Raw genomic sequence first — 24,524 nt, forward strand, 5'->3', positions numbered from 1 at the left:
GGGGAGAGGCATAGGCCGCCTATGGCGGCCGTCCTCAAGAACGCCGAAGCAGAGCTTCGGCTATGTCGCATCGCAAGATGCGATCCGGGTGAGGGGGTACAGGTCTATCGATACATCTCACTCGCGGATGGAGCCCCTCACCCCAACCCTCTCCCCGCAAGAGCGGGGCGAGGGAGAAGAAGGAGTGACGCGGTGAGCTTCGTCGAGCGTCACGGCCTGTGGTCGGATGAGCAGAAGGAGGCCGCACAACGCCTCCGCCGCATCGTCGAGGAGAAGAACCTCGAAGTCATCCGCCTCTCGTTCCCCGACCAGCACGGCATCCTGCGCGGCAAGACCTTGATCGCAAGCGAAGCGGTGCGCTCGCTGGAAGGCGGCTGTTCCATCACCACGACGATGCTCGCCAAGGACACCTCGCACAAGACGGTGTTTCCGGTGTTCACATCAGGCGGCGGCTTCGGCATGAAGGAGATGGAGGGCGCGGCCGACGTGCTGATGGTCGCCGATCCCACCACGTTCCGCGTGCTGCCTTGGGCTTCGAACACCGGCTGGCTGCTCTGCGACCTCTATTTCAGCGACGGACGGCCGGTGCCGTTCGCAACCCGCAACCTCTATCGCAAGGTGCTCGATCAGCTCGGAAGCCGCGGCTACGATTTCGTCGCCGGCCTCGAGGTCGAATTCCATCTGTTCAAGCTCGACGACGCCCACATGGCGCCGGAGGACGCGGGGCAGCCCGGACGGCCACCGTCGGTCAGCCTGCTGTCGCACGGCTATCAGTATCTCACCGAGCAGCGCTACGATCAGATGGAGCCGGCGCTCGAGATCATCCGCCGCGACATCATCGCGCTCGACCTGCCCTTGCGCACGGTCGAGGTCGAGTTCGGCCCGAGCCAGTGCGAGTTCACTTTCGCGCCGACCGTGGGGCTTGCGCCCGCCGACATCATGGTGCTGTTCCGCTCCGCGGTGAAGCAGATCGCGCGCCGCCACGGCTATCACGCGACCTTCATGTGCCGGCCGAAGCTGCCGAACGCGTTCGCCTCCGGCTGGCACCTGCACCAGTCGCTGGTGTCACGCGCGGGCGGCGAGAACGTCTTCATGGCCAAGGAGACCGGCGAGCCGCTGAGCCCGCTCGGCCGCGCCTGGCTGGCCGGCCTGATCGAGCACGCCCGCGCCTCGACCGTGTTCACGACGCCGACCATCAACGGCTACAAGCGCTACCGCTCCTATTCGCTGGCGCCGGACCGCGCGATCTGGGGTCGCGACAACCGCGGCGTCATGATCCGCGTGCTCGGCGGCCCGAATGATCCGGCAACGCGGCTGGAGAACCGGATCGGCGAGCCGGCGGCGAATCCCTATCTCTACATGGCTTCGCAAATTCTCTCCGGCCTCGACGGCGTCGATCGCAAGCTCAATCCCGGCCCGTCCGCCGACACGCCCTATGAGACCAAGGCCGCGCTCTTGCCGAAATCGCTGCGCGAAGCCGTGTTCGCGCTTCAAGACGATCCGTTCTTCCGCCAGGCGCTCGGGCCCGAGTTCGTCGACTATTACGTCTTCATCAAAAACGCGGAGATCGAGCGCTTCCAGGCCGAGGTCTCGGACTGGGAGCAGCGCGAATATTTCGAGATGTTTTGAACGCGACGCGGCACAACCACCTGGCCCGTCACCCTGAGGAGCGCGAAGCGCGTCTCGAAGGGTCGGCGGCCACAAGCCGGGCCGTGCATCCTTCGAGACGCGCGAAGACGCGCTCCTCAGGATGACGGGACCGGCATTGGTCGAGACGACCCGTTCTTCCGCCAGACGCTGGGGCCGGCGTTCGCCGACTATTACAGTTTCATCAAGAACGCGGAGATCGAGCGCTTCCAGGCCGAGGTGTCGGACTGGGAGCAGCGCGAGTATTTCGAGATGTTTTAACCTCACCGCGGCACAACCACCTGACCCGTCACCCTGAGGAGCGCGAAGCGCGTCTCGAAGGGTCGACGGCCACAAGCCGGGCCGTGCATCCTTCGAGACGCGCGAAGACGCGCTCCTCAGGATGACGGGACCGGCATTGGTCGAGACGACCCGTTCTTCCGCCAGACGCTGGGGCCGGCGTTCGCCGACTATTACAGTTTCATCAAGAACGCGGAGATCGAACGCTTCCAGGCCGAGGTGTCGGACTGGGAGCCGCGCGAGTATTTCGAGATGTTTTAACCTCACCGCGGCACAACCACCTGACCCGTCACCCTGAGGAGCGCGAAGCGCGTCTCGAAGGGTCGACGGCCACAAGCCGGGCCGTGCATCCTTCGAGACGCGCGAAGACGCGCTCCTCAGGATGACGGGACCGGCATTGGTCGAGACGACCCGTTCTTCCGCCAGACGCTGGGGCCGGCGTTCGCCGACTATTACAGTTTCATCAAGAACGCGGAGATCGAGCGCTTCCAGGCCGAGGTGTCGGACTGGGGGCAGCGCGAGTATTTCGAGATATTTTGAACGCGACGCGGCACAACCACCTGGCCCGTCACCCTGAGGAGCGCGAAGCGCGTCTCGAAGGGTCGACGGCCACCAGCCGGGCCGTGCATCCTTCGAGACGCGCGAAGACGCGCTCCTCAGGATGACGGGACCGGCATTGGTCGAGACGACCCGTTCTTCCGCCAGACGCTGGGGCCGGCGTTCGCCGACTATTACAGTTTCATCAAGAACGCGGAGATCGAGCGCTTCCAGGCCGAGGTGTCGGACTGGGAGCGGCGCGAGTATTTCGAGATGTTTGAACCTCACCGCGGCACAACCACCTGACCCGTCACCCTGAGGAGCGCGAAGCGCGTCTCGAAGGGTCGACGGCCACAAGCCGGGCCGTGCATCCTTCGAGACGCGCGAAGACGCGCTCCTCAGGATGACGGGGATGGAGTGAGTGCACCTGCTCCGTCTCAAATCCCCAGATACTTGTGTTGCAGATCCGGCTCCGCAATGAGCTGCTCGCTCGTCCCGCTCCACACCGTCTTGCCGCGCTCGATGATGTAGTGACGGTCGGCGATGCGGGTGAGGTTGCCGACGTTCTTGTCGATCACCAGCACCGACTGCCCGCGTCCCTTCAGCATCGACAGGCAGCTCCAGATCTCATCGCGGATCAAAGGCGCCAGGCCTTCGGTGGCCTCGTCGAGGATCAGGAGCTTCGGGTTGGTCATCAGCGCGCGGCCGATCGCGAGCATCTGCTGCTCGCCGCCGGACAGCGTGACGCCCATATTGCTGGTGCGTTCGGCAAGCCGCGGGAATAGCGCATGGATCTTGCCGATCGTCCAGGGATCGGAGGCGCCGAGCCGATTGCCCGATGCCGCGACGAGATTTTCACGCACCGTCAGGTTCGGAAAGATCTGGCGGCCTTCCGGCACGAGGCCGATGCCGAGCTTGGCGATCTTGTACGACGGCAGGCCGCGCACCGCCTCGCCGGCGAAGCGGATGGCGCCAGCACGCGCCGGCGTCAGTCCCATGATCGAGCGGATGGTCGTGGTCTTGCCCATGCCGTTGCGGCCCATCAGCGCGACCATCTCGCCCGACTTGATCTTGAGCGACAGGCCGAACAGCACCTGGCTCAGCCCGTAGCAGGTCTCGATCCCATCGACTTCGAGCAACGTATCAGCAGTCTTTGTTTCAGCCATGGCGCGTCACCGCATGCTGGTCACCGAGATAGGCGCGTTTGACCTCTTCGTCCTTGCGAATCGCATCCGGCACGTCGCAGGCGATGACGCGGCCATAGACCAGGACGGTGATGCGATCGGCGAGCGCGAACACCGCTTCCATGTCGTGCTCGACCAGCACGATGGTGACTTCCTTGCGCAGCTCTTTCAGCAAAGCGACCATCCGCGCGGATTCGGTGACGCCGAGGCCAGCCATCGGCTCGTCGAGCAGCAGAAGCTGCGGCTTGGTGGCGAGCGCGACCGCGAGCTCGAGCTCGCGCTGCTCGCCATGGCTCAATTGCGAGACCACGATATCGGCGCGCTTGCCGAGGCCGACGCGCTCCAGCGCTGCGCGGGCGGTGTCGCGCAGGTGCCGCTCCTTGCGCGCATTGCCCCAGAAGCGGAACGAGTGGCCGTCATGCGCTTGCGCGGCGAGCGCGACATTGTCGATCGCGGAAAAATCCTTCAGCAGCGAGGTGATCTGAAACGAGCGCGCGAGCCCAAGCCTAGAGCGCTTGTAAGACGGCAGGCTCGTGACGTCGCGGCCGGCAAAACGGATGGTGCCGGAATTCGGCATCACCTGCCCGGTGAGCTGGCTGATCAGCGTGGTCTTGCCGGCGCCGTTGGGGCCGATGATGGCATGCAGTTCGCCCGGCACCACCTCCATCGAGAGGTTGTCGGTCGCGGTGATGCCGCCATAGCGGCGCACCAGATTGTCGACGCGGAGCAAGGGATTTGGCAAGGGATCAACCACGGCTCATCCTCCCGAGCAGGCCCATGATGCCGCCGCGCGCGAACAGCACGATCAACAGCAGCACCGGACCCAGGATCAGTCCCGAATATTCGGTGAACTGCGACAGCAGTTCCTCGAGCAGGAGATAGACGATCGCGCCGACGACAGGGCCGAACAGCGAGCCCATGCCGCCGAGGATCACCATCACCATGAGGTCGCCGGAGCGGGTCCAGTACATCACAGCGGGGCTGACGAAGTCGGTGTTGTTGGCAAGCAGCGCACCGGCGAGGCCGCAGATCGTGCCGGCGATGACGAAACAGACCAGGCGGTAGCGGTTGGCATGGAAGCCGATCGCCTGCATGCGCTGCTCGTTGGAGCGGACGCCCTGCACCACGAGGCCGAAGCGCGAATTGACGATGCGCCAGATCAGATAGAGGCCGCCGAACAGACAGGCGAGGCAGAGGTAGTAGAACTGGTTGCGGTCGGACAGATTGATCAGGCCGGCGAAATCGCTGCGCTTGTAGACGGTGAGCCCGTCATCCCCACCGTAGCGCGACAAAGCGGAGGCGACGTAATAGGCCATCTGCGCAAAGGCCAGCGTGATCATGATGAAATAGACGCCGCGGGTGCGTAGGCTGAGCGCGCCGATCAACAGCGCAAACAGCGCCGAGACCGCGAGCGCCACCGGCCACTGGATGAAGCCGGAACCGATGCCCTCGGCGGCAAGGATGCCGACGGCATAGCCGCCGATGCCGAGATAGGCAGCATGGCCGAAGCTCATCATGCCGCCATAGCCCATGATCAGGTTGAGGCTCGCAGCCGCCAGCGCATAGATCGCGATGCGGGTGAACAGCGTGAGGATGAAGATGTTGCCTGTCACAGCCGAATAGACCGGCAGCAGGACCAAGGCGGCGCACAGCAGCGCTGCGACGGCATTGGAGACGTTGAGCTTGGGCATCATCGTTTGGCCGCCGGGAACAGCCCTTCGGGCCGCAGCACAAGGATGATCGCCATCAGGAGATAGATCAGCATCGAGGACAGCGCCGGTGCCGCGGTCGAGGCCGCCGCCCCGCTCAGCACCTTGCGCAGCAGGTCCGGCAGGAAGGCGCGGCCCATCGTGTCGATGATGCCGACGAAGATCGCGGCCATGAAGGCGCCGCGGATCGAGCCGATGCCGCCGATCACGATGATGACGAAAGCCAAGATCAGGATGTTCTCGCCCATGCCGATCTGCACGGTGAGGATCGGCGCCTGCATCAGCCCGGCGAGACCGGCGAGCGCCGCCCCCAGGCCGAACACCAGCGTGAACAGCAGCTTGATGTTGATGCCGAGCGCCCCGATCATCTCGCGGTTGGAGGCGCCGGCGCGGATCAGCATGCCGACGCGGGTACGCATCACGACGAGATAGAGCATCGCGGCAACCGCCAGCGCGACCACGATGATCATCAGCCGGTAGGCGGGATAGTACACCCCGGGAACGATCTGCACCGGCACGGTGAGCCAGGCCGGCAGCGGCAGCGCAAGGCCGGCCGGGCCCCAGATCAGCCGGACGGCATCGTTGAAGAACAGGATCAGGCCGAACGTCGCCAGCACCTGGTCGAGATGGTCGCGGCCGTAGAGATGCCGGAGCGCGACATACTCCAGCACGATACCGAGCAGGAGCGTCGCCCCCAGCGCCAGCAGCGCGCCGAGCACGAAGCTGCCGGTCCAGGCCACGAAGGTCGCCGCGAAATAGGCGCCCATCATGTAGAGCGAGCCGTGCGCCAGATTGACGAAATCCATGATGCCGAACACCAGCGTCAGTCCGGCCGCCAGCAGGAACAGCAGCAGGCCGAATTGCAGACCGTTCAGCAGTTGTTCGACGACGAGATACATCGTGATGCTACATCATCCCTAAAAAAACAGCGGCAGTGCATGCCCACCGCCGCATTACTCGCTGCGTGTTCTCCCTCGCCCCGCTCTTGCGGGGCCGGGACGAGCAAAGCTCGCCCTGAGAGGGTTGGGGTGAGGGGCTGCCTCCACGAGTCGAACTCGCGGGAAAAGCCCCTCACCCGGCGCTACGCGCCGACCTCTCCCCGCAAGAGCGGGGCGAGGTAAGGCGAAAGCAAGCCGCAGGCCAAGATTGGCCGCTCACTTCATCGAACACTTGTCGTGAAACTTATCCTGGTCGTCCTTGACGATGGTCGCGACCGTCTTCAGCGAGAGCTGGCCGTCGGCGTCCTTGACCACGTCCTGAAGGTAGAAGTTCTGGATCGGGATGTGGTTGTTGCCATACTTGAACGGGCCGCGCAGCGACTTGAAGTTGGCCTTCTCCATCTCCGCCTTCATGGCGTCCTTCTTGGTGAGGTCACCCTTCACCGCGACGACGGCGCTGTTGATCAGCTGGGCGGCGTCATAGGCCTGGGCGCCGTAATAGGTCGGGCGCAGGCCGGGATACTTCTTGCGATAGTCCTCGACGAACTTCTTGTTCTCGGCGTTCGGCAGGTCGTTGACCCATTCCTGCGCGCCGGGAATGCCGATCGCGTTGTCCTTCTGCAGCGGCAGCGACAATTCGTCGACGGTGAAGGCGGTATAGAGCGGGATCTGCGCCTTGATGCCAGCCTGGGCGTACTGGTTCAGGAACTGGACGCCGGCGGCGCCGGGATAGAACACGAAGATCGACTCGGCCTTGGAATTGCGCGCCTTGGTCAATTCGGCGGAGAAGTCGAGCTGGCTCGGCCACACCGTGTATTCCTCGCCGACCACCTCGCCCTTGAAGGTGCTCTTCACGCCCGCCAGCATGTCCTTGCCGGCGGCATAGTTCGGGCCGATCAGGAACACCGACTTGACGCCCTTCTGGTTCATGTAGAGGCCCATCGCGGCGGGCGTCTGGTCGTTCTGCCAGGAGGTCGAGAACACGTAAGGCGAGCACAATTCGCCGGCGAGCTGCGACGGACCGGCATTGGCCGAGATCAGGAAGGTTTTCGAATCGACCGCGGTCTTCAACGACGCCAGCAGCACGTTCGACCAGATGTAGCCGACGATGAAGTCGACCTTGTCGGACTGCACCAGCTTCTCGGTCTTCTGCTTGCCCACATCAGGCTTCTGCTGGTCGTCCTCGTAGATCACCTCGACCGGCTTGCCGTCGATCTTGCGGCCAAGGTGGTCGAGCGCGAGCTCGAACGAATTGCGCATGTCATTGCCGATCACGGCGGTCGGACCGCTGAAGGTCGAGACAAAGCCGATCTTGACGCTGTCAGCCGCCGTCGCGGGCTGCGCGAGCGCCAGAGCCATGGCGCCTGCCAGCCAGAATGCCTTCTTCATATTCACTCCCCTCCTCAACCAAAGATCCCGCCAGGCTTGATCACGAGGGCCCGGGGGTCACGCTTTCCGCGCGTCGTTCTGTGACGTGTTTTGTGCGCGATATCGCAAGTGTGCAGCAAGCACGAACCGACGGCCCACATTAGAACCTTCGGCGCATACCCCAGCACCGTGCATCATAATTCGTCCAAATCGACCATGGCAAGAAATATAATGCCGGTTGCGTAGGCAACGATTGTCGCAGGGCCCTGCGCACGTCCAGCGACCGCGCCCACCCACAGCAGCAGGCTTTAACGATCCGGTAAAGCACCCGGAAACCACGGGCAAGCAAGGCGCAGCCGGCTTCATGGTCCGGAAAGCATCGCCGCGCAACGCTGCCGCCAAAGGGACGCATCACATGTTAGGATTTCTGTTCGGCTTAAACGCCCGCATCGGCCGGCTGCATTATTTCCTCGCCTCGGTTGCCCTTGGCATCGCGGTGACGGTGATGTGCATGGGGATTGCGAGCCAAGCCTATCAACAGGTCCGTTACGGCGCGCCGCTGACAATGGAGCAACTGGGCTGGCCCGTGCTCGCAGTCGCCGGCATCTTCATTGTGGCCTCGTTCACGCTCCACTGCATGCGCATCCGCGACATCGGATGGGATCCGGTCGTGGTGGTCGTGGGCTGGATTGCATTCACGATCGTCGACGGCTTGATCGCCCAGAAGTTTCCGGCATGGGCGATCGGCACCAGGCATCAGGCAACTGCCGTCGGCGCCTTCGTCAATCTCGGGCTGACGCTCGCCCTCCTATTCTGGCCGAGCGGCTATGCCGACGATGAACCGCCGGCGCAACCGCGCGATACCGGCGGCGGATCGGATGGCTTCTGGAGCAGGAGCAGTGCACCGGCCACACCCGCCAACCGCATCGCGCGCGTTGCCAATGGCGAGTTCGGCGGCAAGACGCGGTAGCGTGCCTTCTCTCCGCTGTCGTCCCTGCGAAAGCAGGGACCCATAACCACAGGCTTGAGTTGTCAAGCAGGCTGTGGCCCCAGCATCGCACACGAATTGCTATTCGTGGTTGGGTCCCGGATCGCGCTTCGCTTGTCCGGGACGACACCGAGTGTGTGGCACGGTCGCGGAGCCCAGGCTCAGCCGCGACCACTACCCTAGATCCACCGCCCATTCGGCGCCGTCGATCGCATAGGGTGCGTGGCGGAAATCCCTGATCGTCGCAACCTTGTCGGCCGACCAGTCGAGCAGCATGAACGATCGCGGCGGCCCATCCTGAGCGTTCGGATCGAACACCAGGATCGCGGGACGTCCCTCGACCTGCCCGGTCACCAGGTGCCAGTCGTCGATCTTCGCATAATTGCCGAAGTAGCGTGACACCTCGGCCTTGCCGTTCAGCCGTGTCCGGTTGACGAGCTCGAGCCTGATGTCATCGGCGATCATGGCGCGGATGGCGTCGAAGTCGCGGGCATTGAAGCGGCCGACATAGGCGTTCAGCCTGTTGCGATCGGCCGGCGACAGGCCGGGCCGCGGCGCATCGTCCGGCTCGCGGGCGAACGCGCGCAGTTGCGTACGTCCGCGGTACAGCGCGGCCTTCACCGCGGGCAGGCTGAAATCCATGATGCCGCAGACCTCCTGCAACGAGCAGCCGAGCACGTCCATCAGGATCACGCTGGAGCGCTGCGCCACCGGCAGCCGCATGAAGGTGCGCAGGCTGCTTGCAGCGATCTCGCGGCGGCTGACGTCGTCAAGCTCTCCGGCCATCATGTCCACCTCCTCCGGCGCGTGCAGCGCGTCCTGTCGGTTGCGCCGCCTGAGGAAATCGAGCGCAGTGTTGTGCGCGATCCGGAACAACCAGGCTTCCGGATGCTGGATCGGGGCTGCGGACGCGAAGGCTTCCATCGCCTTGATCAGCGCGTCCTGCAGCACATCCTCGCCGTCGATGACCGATCCGACCATGCGGGCGCAGTAGCGATGCAGCCTTGGCCGCATCGCTGCCAGCAGCGCATCGACTTCGGCCGGCGCCTGGGGTGGTGACGTCATGATGGCTCCGCCAGATCCCTTCAAGGCAAGTCGGTTCACTCGGTTCACGGCGTATCCAGCATACGATAGTTTCCGACAATCACAGCACTGCGAACCAGCGGCGGCTCGGCGCAACGATCGCGGATGCCGTCCTGGAAGGTCTGGAACGCCGCCAGCTTCGGGATCGGGCTCGAACCGTCGTCGGCTGCTGTCTCGACCATATGGATGAAGGTGTCGTCCTCCAGCCGCAGGGTCAAATAGCGCACGCCATCCGGGTTGGCCGCCTTCAGCTCGGCGAACACCGCCGCAACCAGCGCGGCATTCTTCTCCGCCATGTCCGGCTTGGTCTTGTACCTGATCAGGGTCCGTCTCATCGCAACCTCCTTGGCCTGGTTTTACGGCCTGAACCGGCCGCGTCAGCCCTAAGGACGTTTGCGGGCGGCAAAAGGATGCGGTCCGGCAAAAATAATTCAAAAATATTCCTTTGCCGCATCCTTTGCCCATCCCGGTTCGTCCTGGCCTGCGAAGCGCGCCGCAACCCTGCGGCGGGCCAACGGAGAACGACCATGCAAACCTCACAGCAGCGCACCGAGCAGCGCTGGGTGCTCGGCCTCACCGCGCTGGCATCCTTCATGATGGCGCTGGACGCCATGATCATGACCACGGCCTTCGCCACCATCCGCGCCGATTTCGGCAGCGCCGTGGAGACGCTGCAATGGACCGTCAACGCCTTCAACCTGACCTTCGCGGTGCTGCTTCTGACCGGCGCAGCGCTCGGCGATCGCTTTGGGCGGCGCAGGATGTTTGCGGCAGGGATCGGCCTGTTCGTCGTGGCCTCTGCGGCCTGCGCGCTGGCCGGCGATGCCGCGGCATTGATCGCCGCGCGGGCCCTGCAGGGCGCAGGTGCGGCGCTGGTGATGCCGCTGGCGATGGCGATCCTGAGCGGTGCCTTCGGCCGCGAGGAGCGCGCCCGCGCGCTCGGCATTTTCAGCGGCATCACCGGATGCGCGCTGATCATCGGCCCCGCGATCGGCGGCTTCATCACCGAGCATCTCGGCTGGCGCTGGATCTTCTGGATCAACCTGCCGATCGGCCTCGTCGCGATCCCCCTCGTGCTGGCGCGCCTGCGCGAAAGTTTTGGGCCGACGGCGCCGCTCGACATCACCGGTCTGTCGCTGGTCGCGCTCGCGGCGCTGGCACTGGTCTGGGGCCTGTTGCGCGGCAACAGCGCCGGATGGGCCAGCGCGGAAGTGACGGGCGCGCTGATCGCCGGCCTCGCGCTGGCAGCGATGTTCGTGCTGTGGGAGCTGCGTGCGACCAGCCCGATGGTGCCGATGCGGCTGTTCGCGGCCAGACCGTTCGCGGCCGGCATCGCCGCGAGCGTGCTGTTCTATGCCGCGATGTACGGTGTGCTGTTCCTGCTGCCGCAGTTCCTGCAGATCGCGCTCGGCTTCGACGCCTTCGGTGCCGGGCTGCGCCTGTTGCCGTGGACGGCGACACTGTTCGTCACGGCGCCGATCGCCGGCGCCGTGGTCAACCGGTTCGGCGAACGCACGCTCGTGGTCACCGGACTCCTGATGCAGGCGATCGGGCTCGGCTGGATCGGCGAGATCGTCACCCCGTCGATGCCCTACTCCGCGCTGATCGCACCACTGATGCTCGCCGGCGTCGGCGTATCGATGGCGATGCCGGCCGCGCAGAACGCGGTGCTGAGCGCGGTTGCTGTCAGCGAGATGGGCAAGGCGTCGGGCGTCTTCAACATGGGCCGCTTCCTCGGCGGCATGTTCGGCATCGCGTCGCTGGTGGCGAGCTTTACTGCCAATGGTGCCGCCGATTCGTCCGGACATTTCACCAATGGATTCGCATCGGCGATGAGCCTTGCGGCGACGCTGTCGTTCGCCGGCGCGGTCGCGGGACTGTTCCTGCCGATGCGGCGACGGGTGGTCGCCGCGGCCGCGCCGCAGGATGCGTGAGGCGCGCAGTGATTGGGTTTCGCTATCGGGCGATAGGGCATTTCGTGTTGGAATGAGGCTGCGAATGACTACATAATCAAGTGACGAAGCCGTTCGAAACCGAGGGCGACATCAGATGACGCAAGCGCCGGCCAAACCTCATCGCGTGGTGATCGTCGGCGCCGGCTTCGGCGGGCTCGAAGCCGCCTTCGGTCTCGCGGGCGCGCCGGTCGAGATCACCCTGATCGACCGCCGCAACCATCATCTGTTCCAGCCGCTGCTCTACCAGGTCGCGACCGCTTCGCTTGCGACCAGCGAGATCGCCTGGCCGATCCGCTATCTCTTGCGCGACCGGCCCGAGGTGACGACGCTGTTCGCCAATGTCTGCGGCGTCGACGCGGCGGCGAAGCAAGTGCAGCTCGACGACGGCGGCAGCATTCCCTACGACACGCTGATCCTCGCCACCGGCGCGCGCCATGCCTATTTCGGCCATGACGAGTGGGAGCCGTTCGCACCCGGCCTGAAGACGCTGGAGGACGCCACCACGCTGCGGCGGCGCATCCTGGTCGCCTTCGAGCGCGCCGAGCGCGAGAGCGATCCCGACAAGCGCGCGGCGCTGCTCACATTCGTCATCATCGGCGCGGGGCCGACCGGCGTCGAGATGGCCGGCACCATCGCCGATCTCGCCAAGGACACGCTGCCGCAAGACTTCCGCCACATCGACACGCGCAAGGCGCGCGTGGTGCTGATCGAGGCCGGGCCGCGCGTGCTGGCCGGATTTCCCGACGATCTCTCGGCCTACGCGCAGGCGTCGCTGGAAAAGCTCGACGTCGAGGTGATGCTGGGCCAGCCGGTCACCGAATGCTCGGCCGACGGCGTGGTGTTCGGCGGCAAGACGTTGGAGGCGCGCACCATCGTCTGGGCCGCCGGCGTGCGCGCCTCGCGCGCCGCCGAATGGCTGAACGCGCCGGCCGATCGCGCCCATCGGCTGCAGGTCGAACCCGATCTCACCGTGCCGGGCCATCCCGATGTGTTCGCGGTCGGCGACACCGTCACGATCAAGGGTCCCGACGGCAATCCGGTACCCGGCATCGCGCCGGCCGCCAAGCAGGAAGGACGCTACGTCGCCGCACTGATCAAGGCCCGGCTCGACGGCAAGACGTTGCCGCCGTTCCGCTACAAGCATGCCGGCAGCCTCGCCCAGATCGGCAAGAAGAAGGCGGTGATCGATTTCGGCTGGCTCAAGCTGCGCGGCTCGCTGGCATGGTGGATTTGGGGCCTCGCCCACATCTACTTCCTGATCGGCGTGCGCCACCGGATTGCGGTGGCGATGAACTGGCTCTGGATCCACACCCGCGACCAGCGCGCCGCACGGCTGATCACCCAGGGCAGCAGCAAGGTCGCGCAATAGGCACTATTGACCGATACAATCTCGTCACCCCAGCACCTGATGCGGCGAGCGGCCGAACGCGGCCTTGAAGGCGCGGCTGAAATGCGAGACGTCGCTGAAGCCGAAGCTGAGCGCCGCATCGGTGACATGAGTGAAGCGCCGCTCGGCCAGCGCCTGATAGGCTCCCGCGAGGCGCTGCTGCCACAGCCAGCGGATCGGCGTCGTGCCCTCGCGCGCGAACAGGCGATTGAGCGTGCGCGGCGCCATGTTCTGCGCGGTGGCGATTGTACCGAGATCGAGCTCGGGATCGTCGAGATGGGCCAGGATATAGGCCTTGACCCGCGCCAGCCGTTCGTCGCCGCGCTGCGGCACACCGTCCGTCAGCTCGGTCTGGAGCGTCGTCGCGAAAATATCGAGCACTGAAGCGCCAAGCCTTATCGCAGCGGGCCCGGCCTCGTCATCGAGGCGCGTCAGCCGGCGGATCAACGATCCCGCCAGCGCGCCCACTTTCGACGCGTTGCCGACCAGTCGTGCCGTCAGCCGCTGCGCATCCGGCAGGCGCGCGAGCAGCAGCGGCCGCGGGATCGACACCATGATCGAACGCGCGCTCGGGGCAAATTCGAGCGTGAACGGTTGCGCCTGGTCGTGGAGCATGAGATCGCCCCGACGCATGCGCACCTCGCGTCCACTTTGCGCGAAGCTGACCTCGCCGCGCAACGTGAGCCACAGCATGAAATAGTCGCGCGGGTCCCTGCGGACGTCGCTCGCGCTGCGCATCACCCGGATGCGGTCGGCGGCCGGCGTCGACGACCAGATGTCGTTGATGGCGAGCGGACCGAAATGGCGGATCGAGATCGCCGCCTGAAACTGCTCGTCGGCGACGCGGCGGCATTCGGTCAGCGAGAATTCACGGCAGGTGATGTGATGCCAGCGGTCGAAACTGTCACCCGGCGCAACAAGCGTTTGCACGACAACTGTATGATCTGGGGTCTGCATCGGACCTTGCTCCCGCCCAACCCGGCAGGGGGATATTCTGCGTCCAGCCCCCGTTTCTGGCAAGCAGAGTCCAGCAACTGGCCGGCGCAGCCAAGAACGGCTGCCGCGGCGGATGTAGAAGATGTCTCACATCAGGAGAGGAGACACCACATGGGCTACCAATGCGAAATCATCGACCCGGCGCGAACCGTCATGATCGTTGTCGACATGCAGAACGATTTCGTGGCCGAGGGAGCCAAGCTGCGTTCGGCGCAGGCCGCCGCCATGGTGCCGCTTCTGACGCAGACCCTGAAGGCCTGCCGCGACCAGGGCATCCGCGTCATCTACACCGCGCATGTGCATCGCCGCGACGGCAGCGACATGGGGCTCTATGACGATCTCTACTCGCCGATCGCCGACCGCTCGTCGCTGGTCGATGGCACCGCGGGTGTCGAGATCTTCAACGACCTGGCACCGGCACCGGGCGAGCACGTCATCAAGAAGCACCGCTACAGCGCGTTCTTCGCCACCGATCTCGACCTCATCCTGCGCGAATGGGGCATCACGACGGTCATCATTTCGGGAACGACCACCGAGAACTGCTGCCACGCCACCGCGCGCGACGCCATGTTCCACAATTACAAGGTCGTCTTCCTGTCGGATGCGACCGGCACGTTCGACTATCCCGATGTCGGCCAAGGCGCCCTGTCCGCCGGCGAGGTGCACCGGGCGACGCTGACGATCCTCGCGTTCTCAACCGCGCATGTGATGACGGCCGCCGAGATGCTGGGGCGGGTGAAGGCCGATGATGGAGCAGCGAAGGCTGCGTAGTTAGTCGCGAACGGCGCGCGGCACATTCGGTCCGCCTCTCCCCTTGTGGGAGAGGCCGGATTGCATGAAGCGAAGCGCAATGCGATCCGGGTGAGGGGTTGCGGTCTCTCCAGGCGGTACGCCGCATCGAAAGTCCCCTTACCTGTCACCCTCCCCTGGAGGGGCCCTGGAGGGGGAGGGTCGGTTCACAGCGAGCGAAGCGAGGTGTGAGCCGGGGTGGGGTGATCTCTCAACGCGGGTACTGTTCGACTGGAGGGACCTTCACCCCACCTCGGTTCGCATTCCATGCGAACCGATCCCAGAGCGAGCTTCGCTCGTCTCGACCCCTCCAGGGGAGGATGTAGACGTGCGCGACCATCGTCCTCACTTCACCAGCGAGCACCCGCCATCGGCGAGCGGCCGGAACGCCTGCTCGGCCGGGATCGTCGCGATCAGCTTGTAGTAGTCGTAGGGGTACTTCGACTCCTCCGGCTTCTTCACCTCGAACAGGTACATCGGGTGGATGACGCGGCCGTCCTGGCGGATCGTGGTCTCGCCGAACAGTTTGTCCTTGCCCTTGAAGGTCTTCATCTGCGGCACCACGACCTTGGCGTCGTCGCCGCCGGTGGCCGCCACCGCGTTGAGGTAGGCGAGCGTCGAGGCGTAGACGCCGGCCTGATTGCCGCTCGGCATCTTGCCGTTCATGCCGGGCCGCGCGGCGAAGCGCTTGGCGAAGGCGCGGGTGTCGTCATTCATGTCCCAGTAGAAGGCTTCGAGCAGTTGCAGGCCCTGCGCGACCTTCAGGCCCATGCCGTGGACGTCGTTCACGAACAGCAGGAACGCCACCATGGTCTGGCCGCCCTCCTGGATGCCGAACTCGGCCGCCTGCTTCACCGCATTGATGGTGTCGCCGCCGGCATTGGCGAGCCCGATCACCTTTGCTTTCGAATTCTGCGCCTGCAGCAGGAAGGACGCGAAGTCCGACGTCCCGAGCGGATGCTTGCTCGATCCCAGCACCTTGCCGCCGTGCTTCTCGATGTAGTTCGTCGCCTCGGCTTCGATGCCTTTGCCGAGTGCGTAGTCGACGGTCACAAAGTACCAGTCCTTGCCGCCACGCTGCATCATCGCGGCGGCCGTGGTGTTGCCGGTCGCCCAGGCGTCGTTGACCCATTGAATGGTGTTCGGCGAGCAGGCCTTGCCGGTGAGATCGGAGCTTGCGGTCGACGACGCCAGGAACGTCATCCTGGAGTCGCGCAGCACGGTGTTGATCGCAAGGCCGACGGCCGAGTTCGGCACGTCGACGATGGCGTCGACGCCTTCGACATCGAGCCATTTGCGCGCGATCGCAGATCCGACGTCAGCCTTGTTCTGGTGATCGGCATAGACGATCTCGACCTTGATGCCCTTGCCGCCGCCGCCAAAATCCTCCGCCGCCATCCGCGCGGCCTCGACCGAACCCATGCCGTTGGTGTCCTGGAAGATGCCGGAGATGTCGTTGAGCACGCCGACCCGCACGACATTGTCGGAAATCTCCGCGCGTGCGCTGCCCGCGGCGCAGGCCAATGCCAGCGCAAGTCCAATCCCAAATCGCCCAACCCCAAAGCCCCTCATCGTATCCCCTCCCATGTTTCCTCAAACCAACCTTTTGCCGGTATCGAGCGTCTCGTCAGGCCGGCGTGATCTCGACCGGCAGGCTGCTCAGCCCACGCAGCGTGTTGTTGAAAAGGCGCTTCGGCTCACCTGATATTTCGATCCTGGCGACACGACGCGCCAGCGCCGCCATCATCACTTCGCCTTCGAGGCGGGCGACGAGCTGGCCGACACACATATGGATGCCCGAACCGTAGCCGACATGGCCCGACGTGCGACGCGTGATGTCGTAGCTGTCGGGCGCTTCCCAGCGGCGCGGATCACGATTGGCCGCAGCCAGGAACATCAGCACCTTCTCGCCTTCGGGAATGCTGGCCCCGCTGAGCTCGACGTCGCGGGTCGTGGTGCGGAAGAACGTTTGCACCGGGCTTTCGAACCGGACGGCTTCCTCGAACGCGTTGCGCGCCAGCGTCGGATCGCCGCGGAGCTTCTGGAACTGGTCGGGGAAGCGGGCAAGGCAGTAGACGGCGGCGCCGATGCCGTTGACGGTCGTGTCGAGACCGGCCGATAGCAGCGAGCGCACCAGCAGCGGTGCCTCGGTCGCGGTAATGGCACCGCTATCGACATGGGCATGGATGCAGGCGCCGATGCCATCAGGGGTGAGATTGTCGCGCTGACACTGCTCGGCGATATAGGCCTGATGCGGCGCGGAGCGCTCGATCGCCTGCTTGCGCAGTTCGTTCGGCGGCCCGAAGGCGTTGAACACCAGGCTTGCGTAAGGCAGCAGATGCTCGCGGCCCTCCGGCCGCAAGCCCAGCGCATCCGGGAAGATCGACAGCGGATAGGCTTCCGCAAGATCCTCGATCGCGTCGAAATTGCGCTTCTCCAGCAGCGCATCGACGCAGGCCTCCGCCGCGGCGGCAAACCGGCCGCGAAGCTGCTTCATCACCGTCGCCGACAGCACCGAGCTCAGCACGGTGCGGGTGCGGGTGTGCGCCGGCGGGTCGGCCTCCAGGATCAGGCTGGGCGGCCGCCACGGCTTCTCCTTGGAGAAGTCGCTGAGGCCCACGCCTCGGCTCGAGCAGAACGTCGCGGGATCGTTCAGCACCGCATGGACCTCGGCATAGCGCGCCACGCCGTAGACATTCCACTTGTCGAGATAGACCACCGGCCCGGCCTCGCGCAGCCGCTCATGGGTCGGGAACGGGTCGGCGAAGAATTCGAGCGCGAACGGATCGACGTCGAGATGCGGGACGGACGCACCTGCTGTTGCAGTCATTGGGACCTCCCGAGGTTTGAACTTGTCAACACGGGCCGCATGTCTATTGCTCCCGAACAGTTTCGCAGCGATGATTTGAGAGATGAGCAGCCAGCCCCTCCCCCGAAAGCCCCGCCGGCCCAAACCGGCCGATCCCGCAGATGCCACCGATGGCCCGCTGCTGGACCTCAATCGCTATGTGCCGGCGTTCATCACCTTCATCGGCAACAAGCTGTCGAACAGCGCCACTGCGTTTTACCAGAAGAATTTCGGTGTCAACGTCACCGAGTGGCGAATCATCTCGCAGCTGGCGATCGAGCCGGGCATTCCCGCCTCCCGCATCTGCCAGGTGATCGGCTTCGACAAGGGCCCGGTCAGCCGCAACCTCGCGGCGCTGCAGAAGCGCGGCCTGCTGACGATCCGCACCGCGCCGGACGACGGCCGCACCCATTCGATCACCCTGACCGCGCGCGGCCGCGCCATCCACGACAAGGTCATCGTCGCGGCGCTGGAGCGCGAGCGGCGGCTGCTGTCGTGCCTGAAAAAGGACGAGCGCGAGGTGCTGATCGACCTGCTGCGCCGGCTGCACGAGAATCTCGGCGCCGTGACCGGGCAAAGCACGACCTGACGACGCGGCCGGACCGCGGGCTGCGCCCTGCGCCACCGCGGTCTTCGTCAGTCCCTCCATGCGTGCCGTTGGCGCCGTGCTGCGCAACATTGTCCTCCCAAAAGCGTAGCCGTTGACCGGCCCTTTCCCTATGGGTGCGGAAACTCGCACGGCCTAGTTGCCGTGGCAACTAAAAACACGAACGTGTGCGGCGCGGCGAGAGGAAGCAGCGGGGAACCCGGCGGTTTGCAAAGCTAAAACTTGGATGATCCACAAGCCCTGCCACAAACCCGGTGTCGTCCCGGCCTCCGAGCCGGGACCACCAATGCTGATTATTGCGCGCCGGCGGAACGACGACCTTTGTAGACAACTACGGCCGCGGAGTATGGGTCCCTGCTTTCGCAGGGACGACGGCGGTGTGCGTGGCGTCCTCCCAACGCTGCGCCGGCCCAAATCACGTCACGACCCCGCGCAGGCGATCGGCTCGGACGACGCGTCGTCCTCCAGGACCGCCACTGCCGCGGTGCGGCGCGTCAGCACGGCGCGCTGGTTGATGTAGCCCTTGTCGGTGATTTCCCCGCCGTCGACCGAGGCGGGCTCGGCGAGCAGCAGCGCACGGGTCGCATGGCCGGAGGAATGGTCGCCTTGCGCCTTCAGCCGCGCCAGCCCCTGCCCGATCGCGGAACGGACCACCGGATGGCCGATCACCTCCTGCGCGCCGGCGCTCTCGGGCAGTCCCGCCAGCGAACGGCAGGCGGCGAGGTTCGGGAACACCAGGAAGCGCACCTCGTCGCGGCCGTGACCCGCGACGACGATATCCTGCGCGAGCGGCGCCAGCGCCGCGATGCCGGCAACCCGCAAGGTGCCGACGCTGACCCAGGTGCCGGAATTGAGCTTGAAATCCTCCGCCACGCGGCCGTCGAAGAACAGGCCGAGATCGGGCCGGTCGGGATCGGCGAAGGTGACGGCGTCGCCGATCTTGTAGAAGCCCTCGTCATCGAAAGCCTCTCGGGTGAGTTCGGGCGCCTTCCAATAGCCCGGCGTGACATTGGGCCCGCGCACGCGCACCTCGAGCTTGTCGCCCGACGGCACGAGCTTGAGCTCGGTGCCTGATATCGGCACCCCGATATTGCCGGAGCGCTTTGCCAGGAAATGGCAATCGGTCGCGAGCGGCGAAGTCTCGGTCGATCCCCAGGCCGATACCATCGGCAGGCGTCGTCCCACGGTTTGCAGCGACAATTCCTCCAGCGCGTCCCACAAATTCTGCGGCAGCGCCGCGCCGGCATAGAAGGCGAATTTGGTGCCCGCGAAGAACTTGCGGCGTAATTCCTCGTCGGTGCGGAGCGCCGCGATCAGCATGTCGAAGCCGCGCGGCACGTTGAAATAGACCGTCGGCACCACGCTGCGCAGATTGGCGAGCGAGGTCGCGAACAGGCCGGGCGCCGGCTTGCCGCCGTCGATATAGAGCGTGCCGCCGTTGCGCAGCACCAGATTGAAATTGTGGTTGGCGCCGAAGGTGTGGCTCCACGGCAGCCAGTCCAATATGATCAGCTCCTCGCCGGCCTGCTCCAGGAACGTCCAGGTCTGCGCCTTGGCCTGCTGGCTCGAGGTCAGCATGCGCTGGGTGTTGATCACGGCCTTCGGCGTGCCGGTCGAGCCCGAGGTGAACAGGAATTTCGCGATCGTGTCCGGCGTCACCGCGGCAAAGGCGGTGGCGACCTCCGGTGATTCAGACATCGCCGCGACAGTGCAGAACGCCAGCGCCGCGGCATCTTCGGGATTGCCGCTGACGATGGTCGCCCGATGCAGCGGCGCGATCGCGGCAAGCGCGGCCGCAAACGGCTTTGTGCCGGTGACATAGATCGCGCCGGGATCGAGCAGGCTGATCATGCTCTTCAGCTTGTCGAAGTCCCGGGACATCAGCGAATAGGCCGGCGAGATCGCGGCCGAGGGCACGCCGACATGCTGGGCCGCGAGCGCGAACAGCGCGTGATCGATGCCGTTGTCGGCGAGGATGACGAGCGGCCGCTCGGTGCTCAGCCCTTGCGCCAGGATCCACGATGCGGCCCGGCGCACGATTCCGAGCGCCTCGCGATAGCTGACGGTGCTCCAGGGCATTTCGGCGCTGGCGCGCTCGCCGAGGAAGATGCGATCCGGCGCCTGCCGCGCCCAATGCTCCAGCCAGTCGCCGACGCAGCGGGCGCTGTCTTGCAGCGGCGTGGTGGAGCGCACCAGGATGCTGCCGTCCTCGCGGCTGACGGCAACGATCGCAGGCGTGGCAAACAGGCGGTGCGGATCGTCTCCGCTGGCGGCGACCGTCGTCATGATTTCCTCCTCGCCCGTGTCTTGCGGGATCGCGCCGCAACATGGTGCGGCGCCGCGGTCCCGGCCGGGCTCTTTGGTCATAATGTTGCGGACATCAATTGTTGTCGTCAACAACAATCTTTCCCTCCCGCCTCAAGCGCGCTAGCGTTACGGTCATGGCGAGCAAGCAACAGACGTCGCGCAAGGCGGCAGGAACGGCAGCGGCAATCCGCCGCCCCCGGGCGCGCGCGGCGAATGGCCGGGCGCATGACGGTGACACTGGCGACGACATCGGCCTCGACGCGTTGGTCGGCCACGCCGGCTATGCGGTGCGGCGCTTCCAGCTCTGGATCTTCCAGGACTTCATCAAGACGCTGGCAACGGTCGACATCCGCCCGACCCAATATTCGGTCATGACCGTGATCGGGGCCAATCCGGGCCTGAGTCAGATGGCGGTCGCAAAGCGGCTCGGGATCGAGCGCGCGCGGCTGGTGCACCTGCTCGACAGCCTGGAAGAACGCGCCTTCGTTAGCCGCATCCCTTCCGCCACCGACCGCCGCTCGCATGCGCTGCATCTGACCGGGCGCGGCAAGACCGCGCTGGCCCGGTTCAAGCGGCTCGCCGCCGAGCACGAGCGGCATGTCGCCGAGAAGATCGGCAAGGAAAACCGCGAGCGGCTGCTGCAGATCCTCGCCTGCTTCACCTGATCGATCGGCCGGATTTCGGCCGGGTCACGCTTGCCTCAAGATTGAGCAGACGCGTACTCAAGCCAGCTCGCTTCAGCTACCAGCGACCATTTCAAGCAACTGATATTATGCAATAATCCGTCGCGCCGCGGGTGCAGGCGCATTGTACACAATGGCACATTGCTTGCTTCGATCAGGCTGCAATTTCCTCGCGGCGGGCTTCCGATGCCTCACCGCACCAAAGACGAGGCCAACCACGTGACTGAAACTGTCGCCGCGATCGTTGCCGCACACCGCGCCGGGACCATGACGCCGTCGCAAACCGTGGCGCGCAGCTACCAGCGCATCCGCGAGCATAATGATCCCGCCATCTTCATCAGCCTGCGCGACGAGCAGGACGCGCTCGCCGAGGCCGCGCGGCTCGCTGATCCGACGCTGCCGCTTTATGGCGTGCCGGTCGCGGTGAAGGACAATATCGACGTCGCGGGGCTGCCGACCACGGCCGCCTGCCCGGCATTCGCCTACATGCCCGCGCAGGATTCCACGGCGGTGGCAAAACTGCGCGCGGCCGGCGCCATCATCATCGGCAAGACCAATCTCGACCAGTTCGCCACCGGCCTGGTCGGCGTGCGTTCGCCCTACGGCATTCCCAAAAATCCGGTGCGCGGTGATCTGGTGCCGGGCGGATCGAGCTCGGGCTCCGCGGTCGCGGTCTCGGCGGGCCTCGTACCGTTGTCGCTCGGCACCGATACTGCGGGCAGCGGCCGCGTGCCGGCGATGCTCAACAACATCGTCGGGCTCAAGCCGAGCCTCGGGCTGATCTCGAACGCGGGGCTGGTGCCGGCCTGCCGCACGCTCGACTGCATCTCGGTGTTCGCGCTCACCGTCGACGATGCGCTGGCCGCGCTCGCCGTGATGGCCGGGCCGGATGACGCCGATCCGTTCTCGCGCGATCGCCCGCTGGCAGCGCTCACGACGTTTCCGGCGAAGCTGAAGCTCGGCATTCCCAGGAGCGGCCAGCTGATCTTCTTCGGCGATCGGGAGGCGGAGAAAGCCTATGGCGAGGCACTAAAACGCTGGCAGGCGCTCGGCGCCGATCTCGTCGAATTCGATCTCGAGCCGTTCTACGAGACCGCGCGGTTGCTCTATGAAGGCCCGTGGGTCGCCGAGCGCTATCTCGTGATCCGCGACCTCCTGGCGTCGTCGCCGGACGCGATCCATCCCGTGACACGCGAGATCACGATCGGCGGCGCCCGGCCCACCGCGGCCGATACCTTCTCCGCGCTCTATCGCCTGCAGGCGCTGCGCCGCGTTGCCGCGCGCACCTTCGCGCAGTGCGATGCGATCGTGCTGCCGACCGCCCCGACCATCTATTCAACCGCTGACGTGCTGGCCAACCCGATCGAGCTCAACTCGCGGCTCGGCACTTACACCAATTTCGTCAATCTGCTCGATCTGTGCGGCCTGGCGCTGCCGGCGGCGATGCGACCTGACGGCGCGCCATTCGGCATCACGCTGCTCGCCCCCGCGGGCCGCGACGCCGAGCTTGCCGGCATCGGTCGCGTGTTCCATGCCGACACCGGACTGGCGCTCGGCGCCAAGGCGCTGCCGCAGCCGCCGCTCGCCAAAGTGCCGGCGCAAGCAGGCTCTGACGAGATCACGATCGCGGTGGTCGGCGCACATCTCTCCGGCATGGCGCTGAATCATGAACTGAACACGCTCGATGCCCGCCTGCTGGAGGAGACTGCCACCGCAGCGGACTACAAGCTCTACGCGCTCGACACCACGCCACCGAAGCCCGGCATGCTGCGCATCGAGGCGGGTACGGGCCATGCGATCAAGCTCGAACTGTGGGCGATGTCGCCGGCCGCATTCGGAAAATTCGTCGCCGCGATTCCGCCGCCGCTCTCGATCGGCACGATCAGGCTCGCCGATGGACGGCAGGCCAAAGGCTTCATCGTCGAGCCCGCCGCGATCGCGGGCGCGAAGGATATCTCGGCCTATGGCGGCTGGCGGGCGTTCATGGCGGAGAAGGCGAAGGGGTAGCAGCTCCGACAGTGAGCTCCCTCGCCCCGCAAGCGGGGCGAGGTAAGGAAGGCTACACCGACACCGCGTAGGTCTCGTATTCCCCGCGCACCTGCTCGATATGGGCGCGCATCGCGGCGGCGGCACCTGGCTTGTCGCCGCGCATGATGGCGACGACGACGCGGTCGTGCTCGGCATGCGATTTTGCCAGCCGCCCGAGATTGCGGAACTGGGCGCGGCGGAACGGCTGAACGCGCACCCGCGTCGCAAGCGTGATCTCGGCGATGTAGGCGTTCTGCGATCCGGCGTAGATCGCATTGTGGAAGCGCTCATTGACCTCATGGAAGCGCTCGGGATTGCCGGTGTAGCTCAGCATCCGCAGCTCCTCATGGACCGCCTCCAGCGCGTGGCGCTCCGCCGCTGTCATCCGCTCGGCGGCAAGGCCGGCGCACATCGCCTCGAGCTCGGCCATCGCCTCGAACATGCCGGTGAGCCGCTCGAGCGAGGGCCGCGCCACCACCGCGCCACGATGCGCGCGCGCGTCGATCAGGCCGCTGGCGGCCAGCTGCCGCAGCGCCTCGCGCACCGGGGTGCGCGAGACCTTGAAGCGGCGCGCCAGATCGGTTTCGTCGAGCCCGGCGCCCGGCGGCAGCGTGCCGCGCACGATCTCGTCGGCGAGCTGCAGCCGGAGCTCTTCGGCGCGGGTGGTCTTGTCTGCCAACGAAGACGCGCGATCGACACGCCGCACCAGCGGCTCCGGCTCGGTGCCCTGCGGCTGCGGCGCGCGGGTCGGAAGATCGTCCAGGCTCATGGCTGAAACGCCCTCTCAATCACCCTGATCAAGCCTCCTTGGGTTCATCAATGACGCTGACATGGGCGGCGACGATTCTCCAGCCCTCGGCGAAGCGAATCCATGTCTGCATCTGCCGCCCCACCCGCCCGGGTGCGCTGTCCCGATAGAACAGCGTCGAGGCGATCGCGGTGTCGCGGCCATAGGTCGTGATCACGGTGCGGTCGATCCTGCGCATCAGCCCGGCTGCCGGCCGCCCCGCGCGAAACGCCGCGATCTCGGCGTAGCCATAGAGGTTCTCGCCGATGCCATAGCGCAGCGTCCGGCTGTCGTTGCGGAACAGCTCGTCGAGTACGGCGACATCGTTCGAGACCAGCGCCTGCTCGTAACGCTCGAACTGCGCGGTGACCTCGGCGAGCACGTCGGGAAGATCGATCTCCATT

The 24,524-nt window shown here is 65.7% G+C and carries 21 protein-coding genes; 8 read left to right on the forward strand and 13 right to left on the reverse strand.

The annotated features are described in order from the left end of the window. Positions 1-192 precede the first annotated feature (192 nt). Positions 193-1,629, forward strand: a complete 1,437-nt coding sequence (locus ACE10Z_RS39655; RefSeq protein ID WP_375785531.1) for a glutamine synthetase family protein — start codon at positions 193-195, stop codon at positions 1,627-1,629. 1,271 nt (positions 1,630-2,900) lie between these two features. Here the strand turns inward: ACE10Z_RS39655 and ACE10Z_RS39660 are convergent. The 5 genes from ACE10Z_RS39660 to ACE10Z_RS39680 all read right to left on the reverse strand — a co-directional run bounded on the left by ACE10Z_RS39660 (position 2,901) and on the right by ACE10Z_RS39680 (position 7,683). Then, the gene (locus tag ACE10Z_RS39660) at positions 2,901-3,629 is read right to left on the reverse strand and encodes an ABC transporter ATP-binding protein (RefSeq protein ID WP_375785532.1); all 729 of its coding nucleotides are present in this window, start codon (positions 3,627-3,629) and stop codon (positions 2,901-2,903) included. Next, a complete protein-coding gene (locus tag ACE10Z_RS39665; protein WP_375790037.1) occupies positions 3,622-4,389 on the reverse strand; it encodes an ABC transporter ATP-binding protein in 768 nt (255 codons plus the stop codon). Before ACE10Z_RS39665 ends, ACE10Z_RS39660 begins: the two co-directional genes overlap by 8 nt. A gap of 4 nt (positions 4,390-4,393) precedes the next feature. After that, a complete protein-coding gene (locus ACE10Z_RS39670) occupies positions 4,394-5,341 on the reverse strand; it encodes a branched-chain amino acid ABC transporter permease (RefSeq protein ID WP_229168595.1) in 948 nt (315 codons plus the stop codon). Next, on the reverse strand, positions 5,338-6,255 hold the full coding sequence (locus tag ACE10Z_RS39675; protein WP_375785533.1) for a branched-chain amino acid ABC transporter permease: 918 nt from the start codon (positions 6,253-6,255) through the stop codon (positions 5,338-5,340). Before ACE10Z_RS39675 ends, ACE10Z_RS39670 begins: the two co-directional genes overlap by 4 nt. A gap of 255 nt (positions 6,256-6,510) precedes the next feature. After that, complete coding sequence (locus tag ACE10Z_RS39680) at positions 6,511-7,683, reverse strand: ABC transporter substrate-binding protein (RefSeq protein ID WP_050426229.1); 1,173 nt, start codon at positions 7,681-7,683, stop codon at positions 6,511-6,513. Positions 7,684-8,077: 394 nt separating this feature from the next. Between ACE10Z_RS39680 and ACE10Z_RS39685 the strand changes: the two genes are divergently transcribed. After that, entirely contained in the window at positions 8,078-8,632 is a 555-nt protein-coding gene (locus ACE10Z_RS39685) for a hypothetical protein (RefSeq protein ID WP_375785534.1), read from the forward strand. 192 nt (positions 8,633-8,824) lie between these two features. On the opposite strand, the gene ACE10Z_RS39690 is transcribed toward ACE10Z_RS39685, so the two are convergent. Both ACE10Z_RS39690 and ACE10Z_RS39695 read right to left on the reverse strand, forming a co-directional pair. Continuing rightward, positions 8,825-9,715: a sigma-70 family RNA polymerase sigma factor gene (locus tag ACE10Z_RS39690; RefSeq protein WP_375785535.1), complete on the reverse strand. Its 891-nt coding sequence runs from the start codon at positions 9,713-9,715 to the stop codon at positions 8,825-8,827. Positions 9,716-9,759: 44 nt separating this feature from the next. Continuing rightward, the gene (locus tag ACE10Z_RS39695; protein ID WP_375785536.1) at positions 9,760-10,068 is read right to left on the reverse strand and encodes a hypothetical protein; all 309 of its coding nucleotides are present in this window, start codon (positions 10,066-10,068) and stop codon (positions 9,760-9,762) included. 192 nt (positions 10,069-10,260) lie between these two features. Here ACE10Z_RS39695 and ACE10Z_RS39700 point away from each other — a divergent pair, with 192 nt between their 5' ends. Both ACE10Z_RS39700 and ACE10Z_RS39705 read left to right on the forward strand, forming a co-directional pair. Continuing rightward, a complete protein-coding gene (locus ACE10Z_RS39700) occupies positions 10,261-11,667 on the forward strand; it encodes an MFS transporter (protein WP_375785537.1) in 1,407 nt (468 codons plus the stop codon). A gap of 115 nt (positions 11,668-11,782) precedes the next feature. Then, positions 11,783-13,057 (forward strand): NAD(P)/FAD-dependent oxidoreductase, encoded by a 1,275-nt coding sequence (locus ACE10Z_RS39705; protein ID WP_375785538.1) that lies wholly within the window; start codon positions 11,783-11,785, stop codon positions 13,055-13,057. A 24-nt stretch (positions 13,058-13,081) separates the two neighbouring features. Here the strand turns inward: ACE10Z_RS39705 and ACE10Z_RS39710 are convergent, their stop codons facing one another. Further along, positions 13,082-14,032 carry a helix-turn-helix domain-containing protein gene (locus ACE10Z_RS39710; protein WP_375785539.1) on the reverse strand — a complete coding sequence of 317 codons (951 nt, stop codon included), beginning with the start codon at positions 14,030-14,032 and terminating at the stop codon, positions 13,082-13,084. A 150-nt stretch (positions 14,033-14,182) separates the two neighbouring features. Between ACE10Z_RS39710 and ACE10Z_RS39715 the strand changes: the two genes are divergently transcribed. Next, the gene (locus ACE10Z_RS39715; RefSeq protein ID WP_375785540.1) at positions 14,183-14,842 is read left to right on the forward strand and encodes a cysteine hydrolase family protein; all 660 of its coding nucleotides are present in this window, start codon (positions 14,183-14,185) and stop codon (positions 14,840-14,842) included. Positions 14,843-15,205: 363 nt separating this feature from the next. Here the strand turns inward: ACE10Z_RS39715 and ACE10Z_RS39720 are convergent, their stop codons facing one another. Further along, positions 15,206-16,432: an ABC transporter substrate-binding protein gene (locus ACE10Z_RS39720; RefSeq protein WP_375785541.1), complete on the reverse strand. Its 1,227-nt coding sequence runs from the start codon at positions 16,430-16,432 to the stop codon at positions 15,206-15,208. Positions 16,433-16,487: 55 nt separating this feature from the next. Then, entirely contained in the window at positions 16,488-17,690 is a 1,203-nt protein-coding gene (locus ACE10Z_RS39725) for a cytochrome P450 (protein ID WP_375785542.1), read from the reverse strand. Positions 17,691-17,772: 82 nt separating this feature from the next. Here ACE10Z_RS39725 and ACE10Z_RS39730 point away from each other — a divergent pair, with 82 nt between their 5' ends. Next, entirely contained in the window at positions 17,773-18,297 is a 525-nt protein-coding gene (locus tag ACE10Z_RS39730; RefSeq protein WP_223974993.1) for a MarR family winged helix-turn-helix transcriptional regulator, read from the forward strand. A gap of 438 nt (positions 18,298-18,735) precedes the next feature. On the opposite strand, the gene ACE10Z_RS39735 is transcribed toward ACE10Z_RS39730, so the two are convergent. Then, entirely contained in the window at positions 18,736-20,601 is a 1,866-nt protein-coding gene (locus ACE10Z_RS39735) for a feruloyl-CoA synthase (RefSeq protein ID WP_375785543.1), read from the reverse strand. A 155-nt stretch (positions 20,602-20,756) separates the two neighbouring features. Here ACE10Z_RS39735 and ACE10Z_RS39740 point away from each other — a divergent pair, with 155 nt between their 5' ends. After that, positions 20,757-21,287 carry a MarR family winged helix-turn-helix transcriptional regulator gene (locus tag ACE10Z_RS39740; protein ID WP_375785544.1) on the forward strand — a complete coding sequence of 177 codons (531 nt, stop codon included), beginning with the start codon at positions 20,757-20,759 and terminating at the stop codon, positions 21,285-21,287. A gap of 204 nt (positions 21,288-21,491) precedes the next feature. After that, the gene (atzF, locus tag ACE10Z_RS39745; RefSeq protein WP_375785545.1) at positions 21,492-23,312 is read left to right on the forward strand and encodes an allophanate hydrolase; all 1,821 of its coding nucleotides are present in this window, start codon (positions 21,492-21,494) and stop codon (positions 23,310-23,312) included. Positions 23,313-23,364: 52 nt separating this feature from the next. On the opposite strand, the gene ACE10Z_RS39750 is transcribed toward atzF, so the two are convergent. Beyond that, on the reverse strand, positions 23,365-24,102 hold the full coding sequence (locus tag ACE10Z_RS39750) for a GntR family transcriptional regulator (RefSeq protein ID WP_375785546.1): 738 nt from the start codon (positions 24,100-24,102) through the stop codon (positions 23,365-23,367). Between the two features lie 28 nt (positions 24,103-24,130). After that, a complete protein-coding gene (gene hpxZ / locus ACE10Z_RS39755) occupies positions 24,131-24,523 on the reverse strand; it encodes an oxalurate catabolism protein HpxZ (RefSeq protein ID WP_375785547.1) in 393 nt (130 codons plus the stop codon). Position 24,524: the final 1 nt, after the last annotated feature.

The sequence above is a fragment of the Bradyrhizobium sp. Pha-3 genome, from assembly GCF_042258615.1.
Lineage (GTDB): Bacteria > Pseudomonadota > Alphaproteobacteria > Rhizobiales > Xanthobacteraceae > Bradyrhizobium.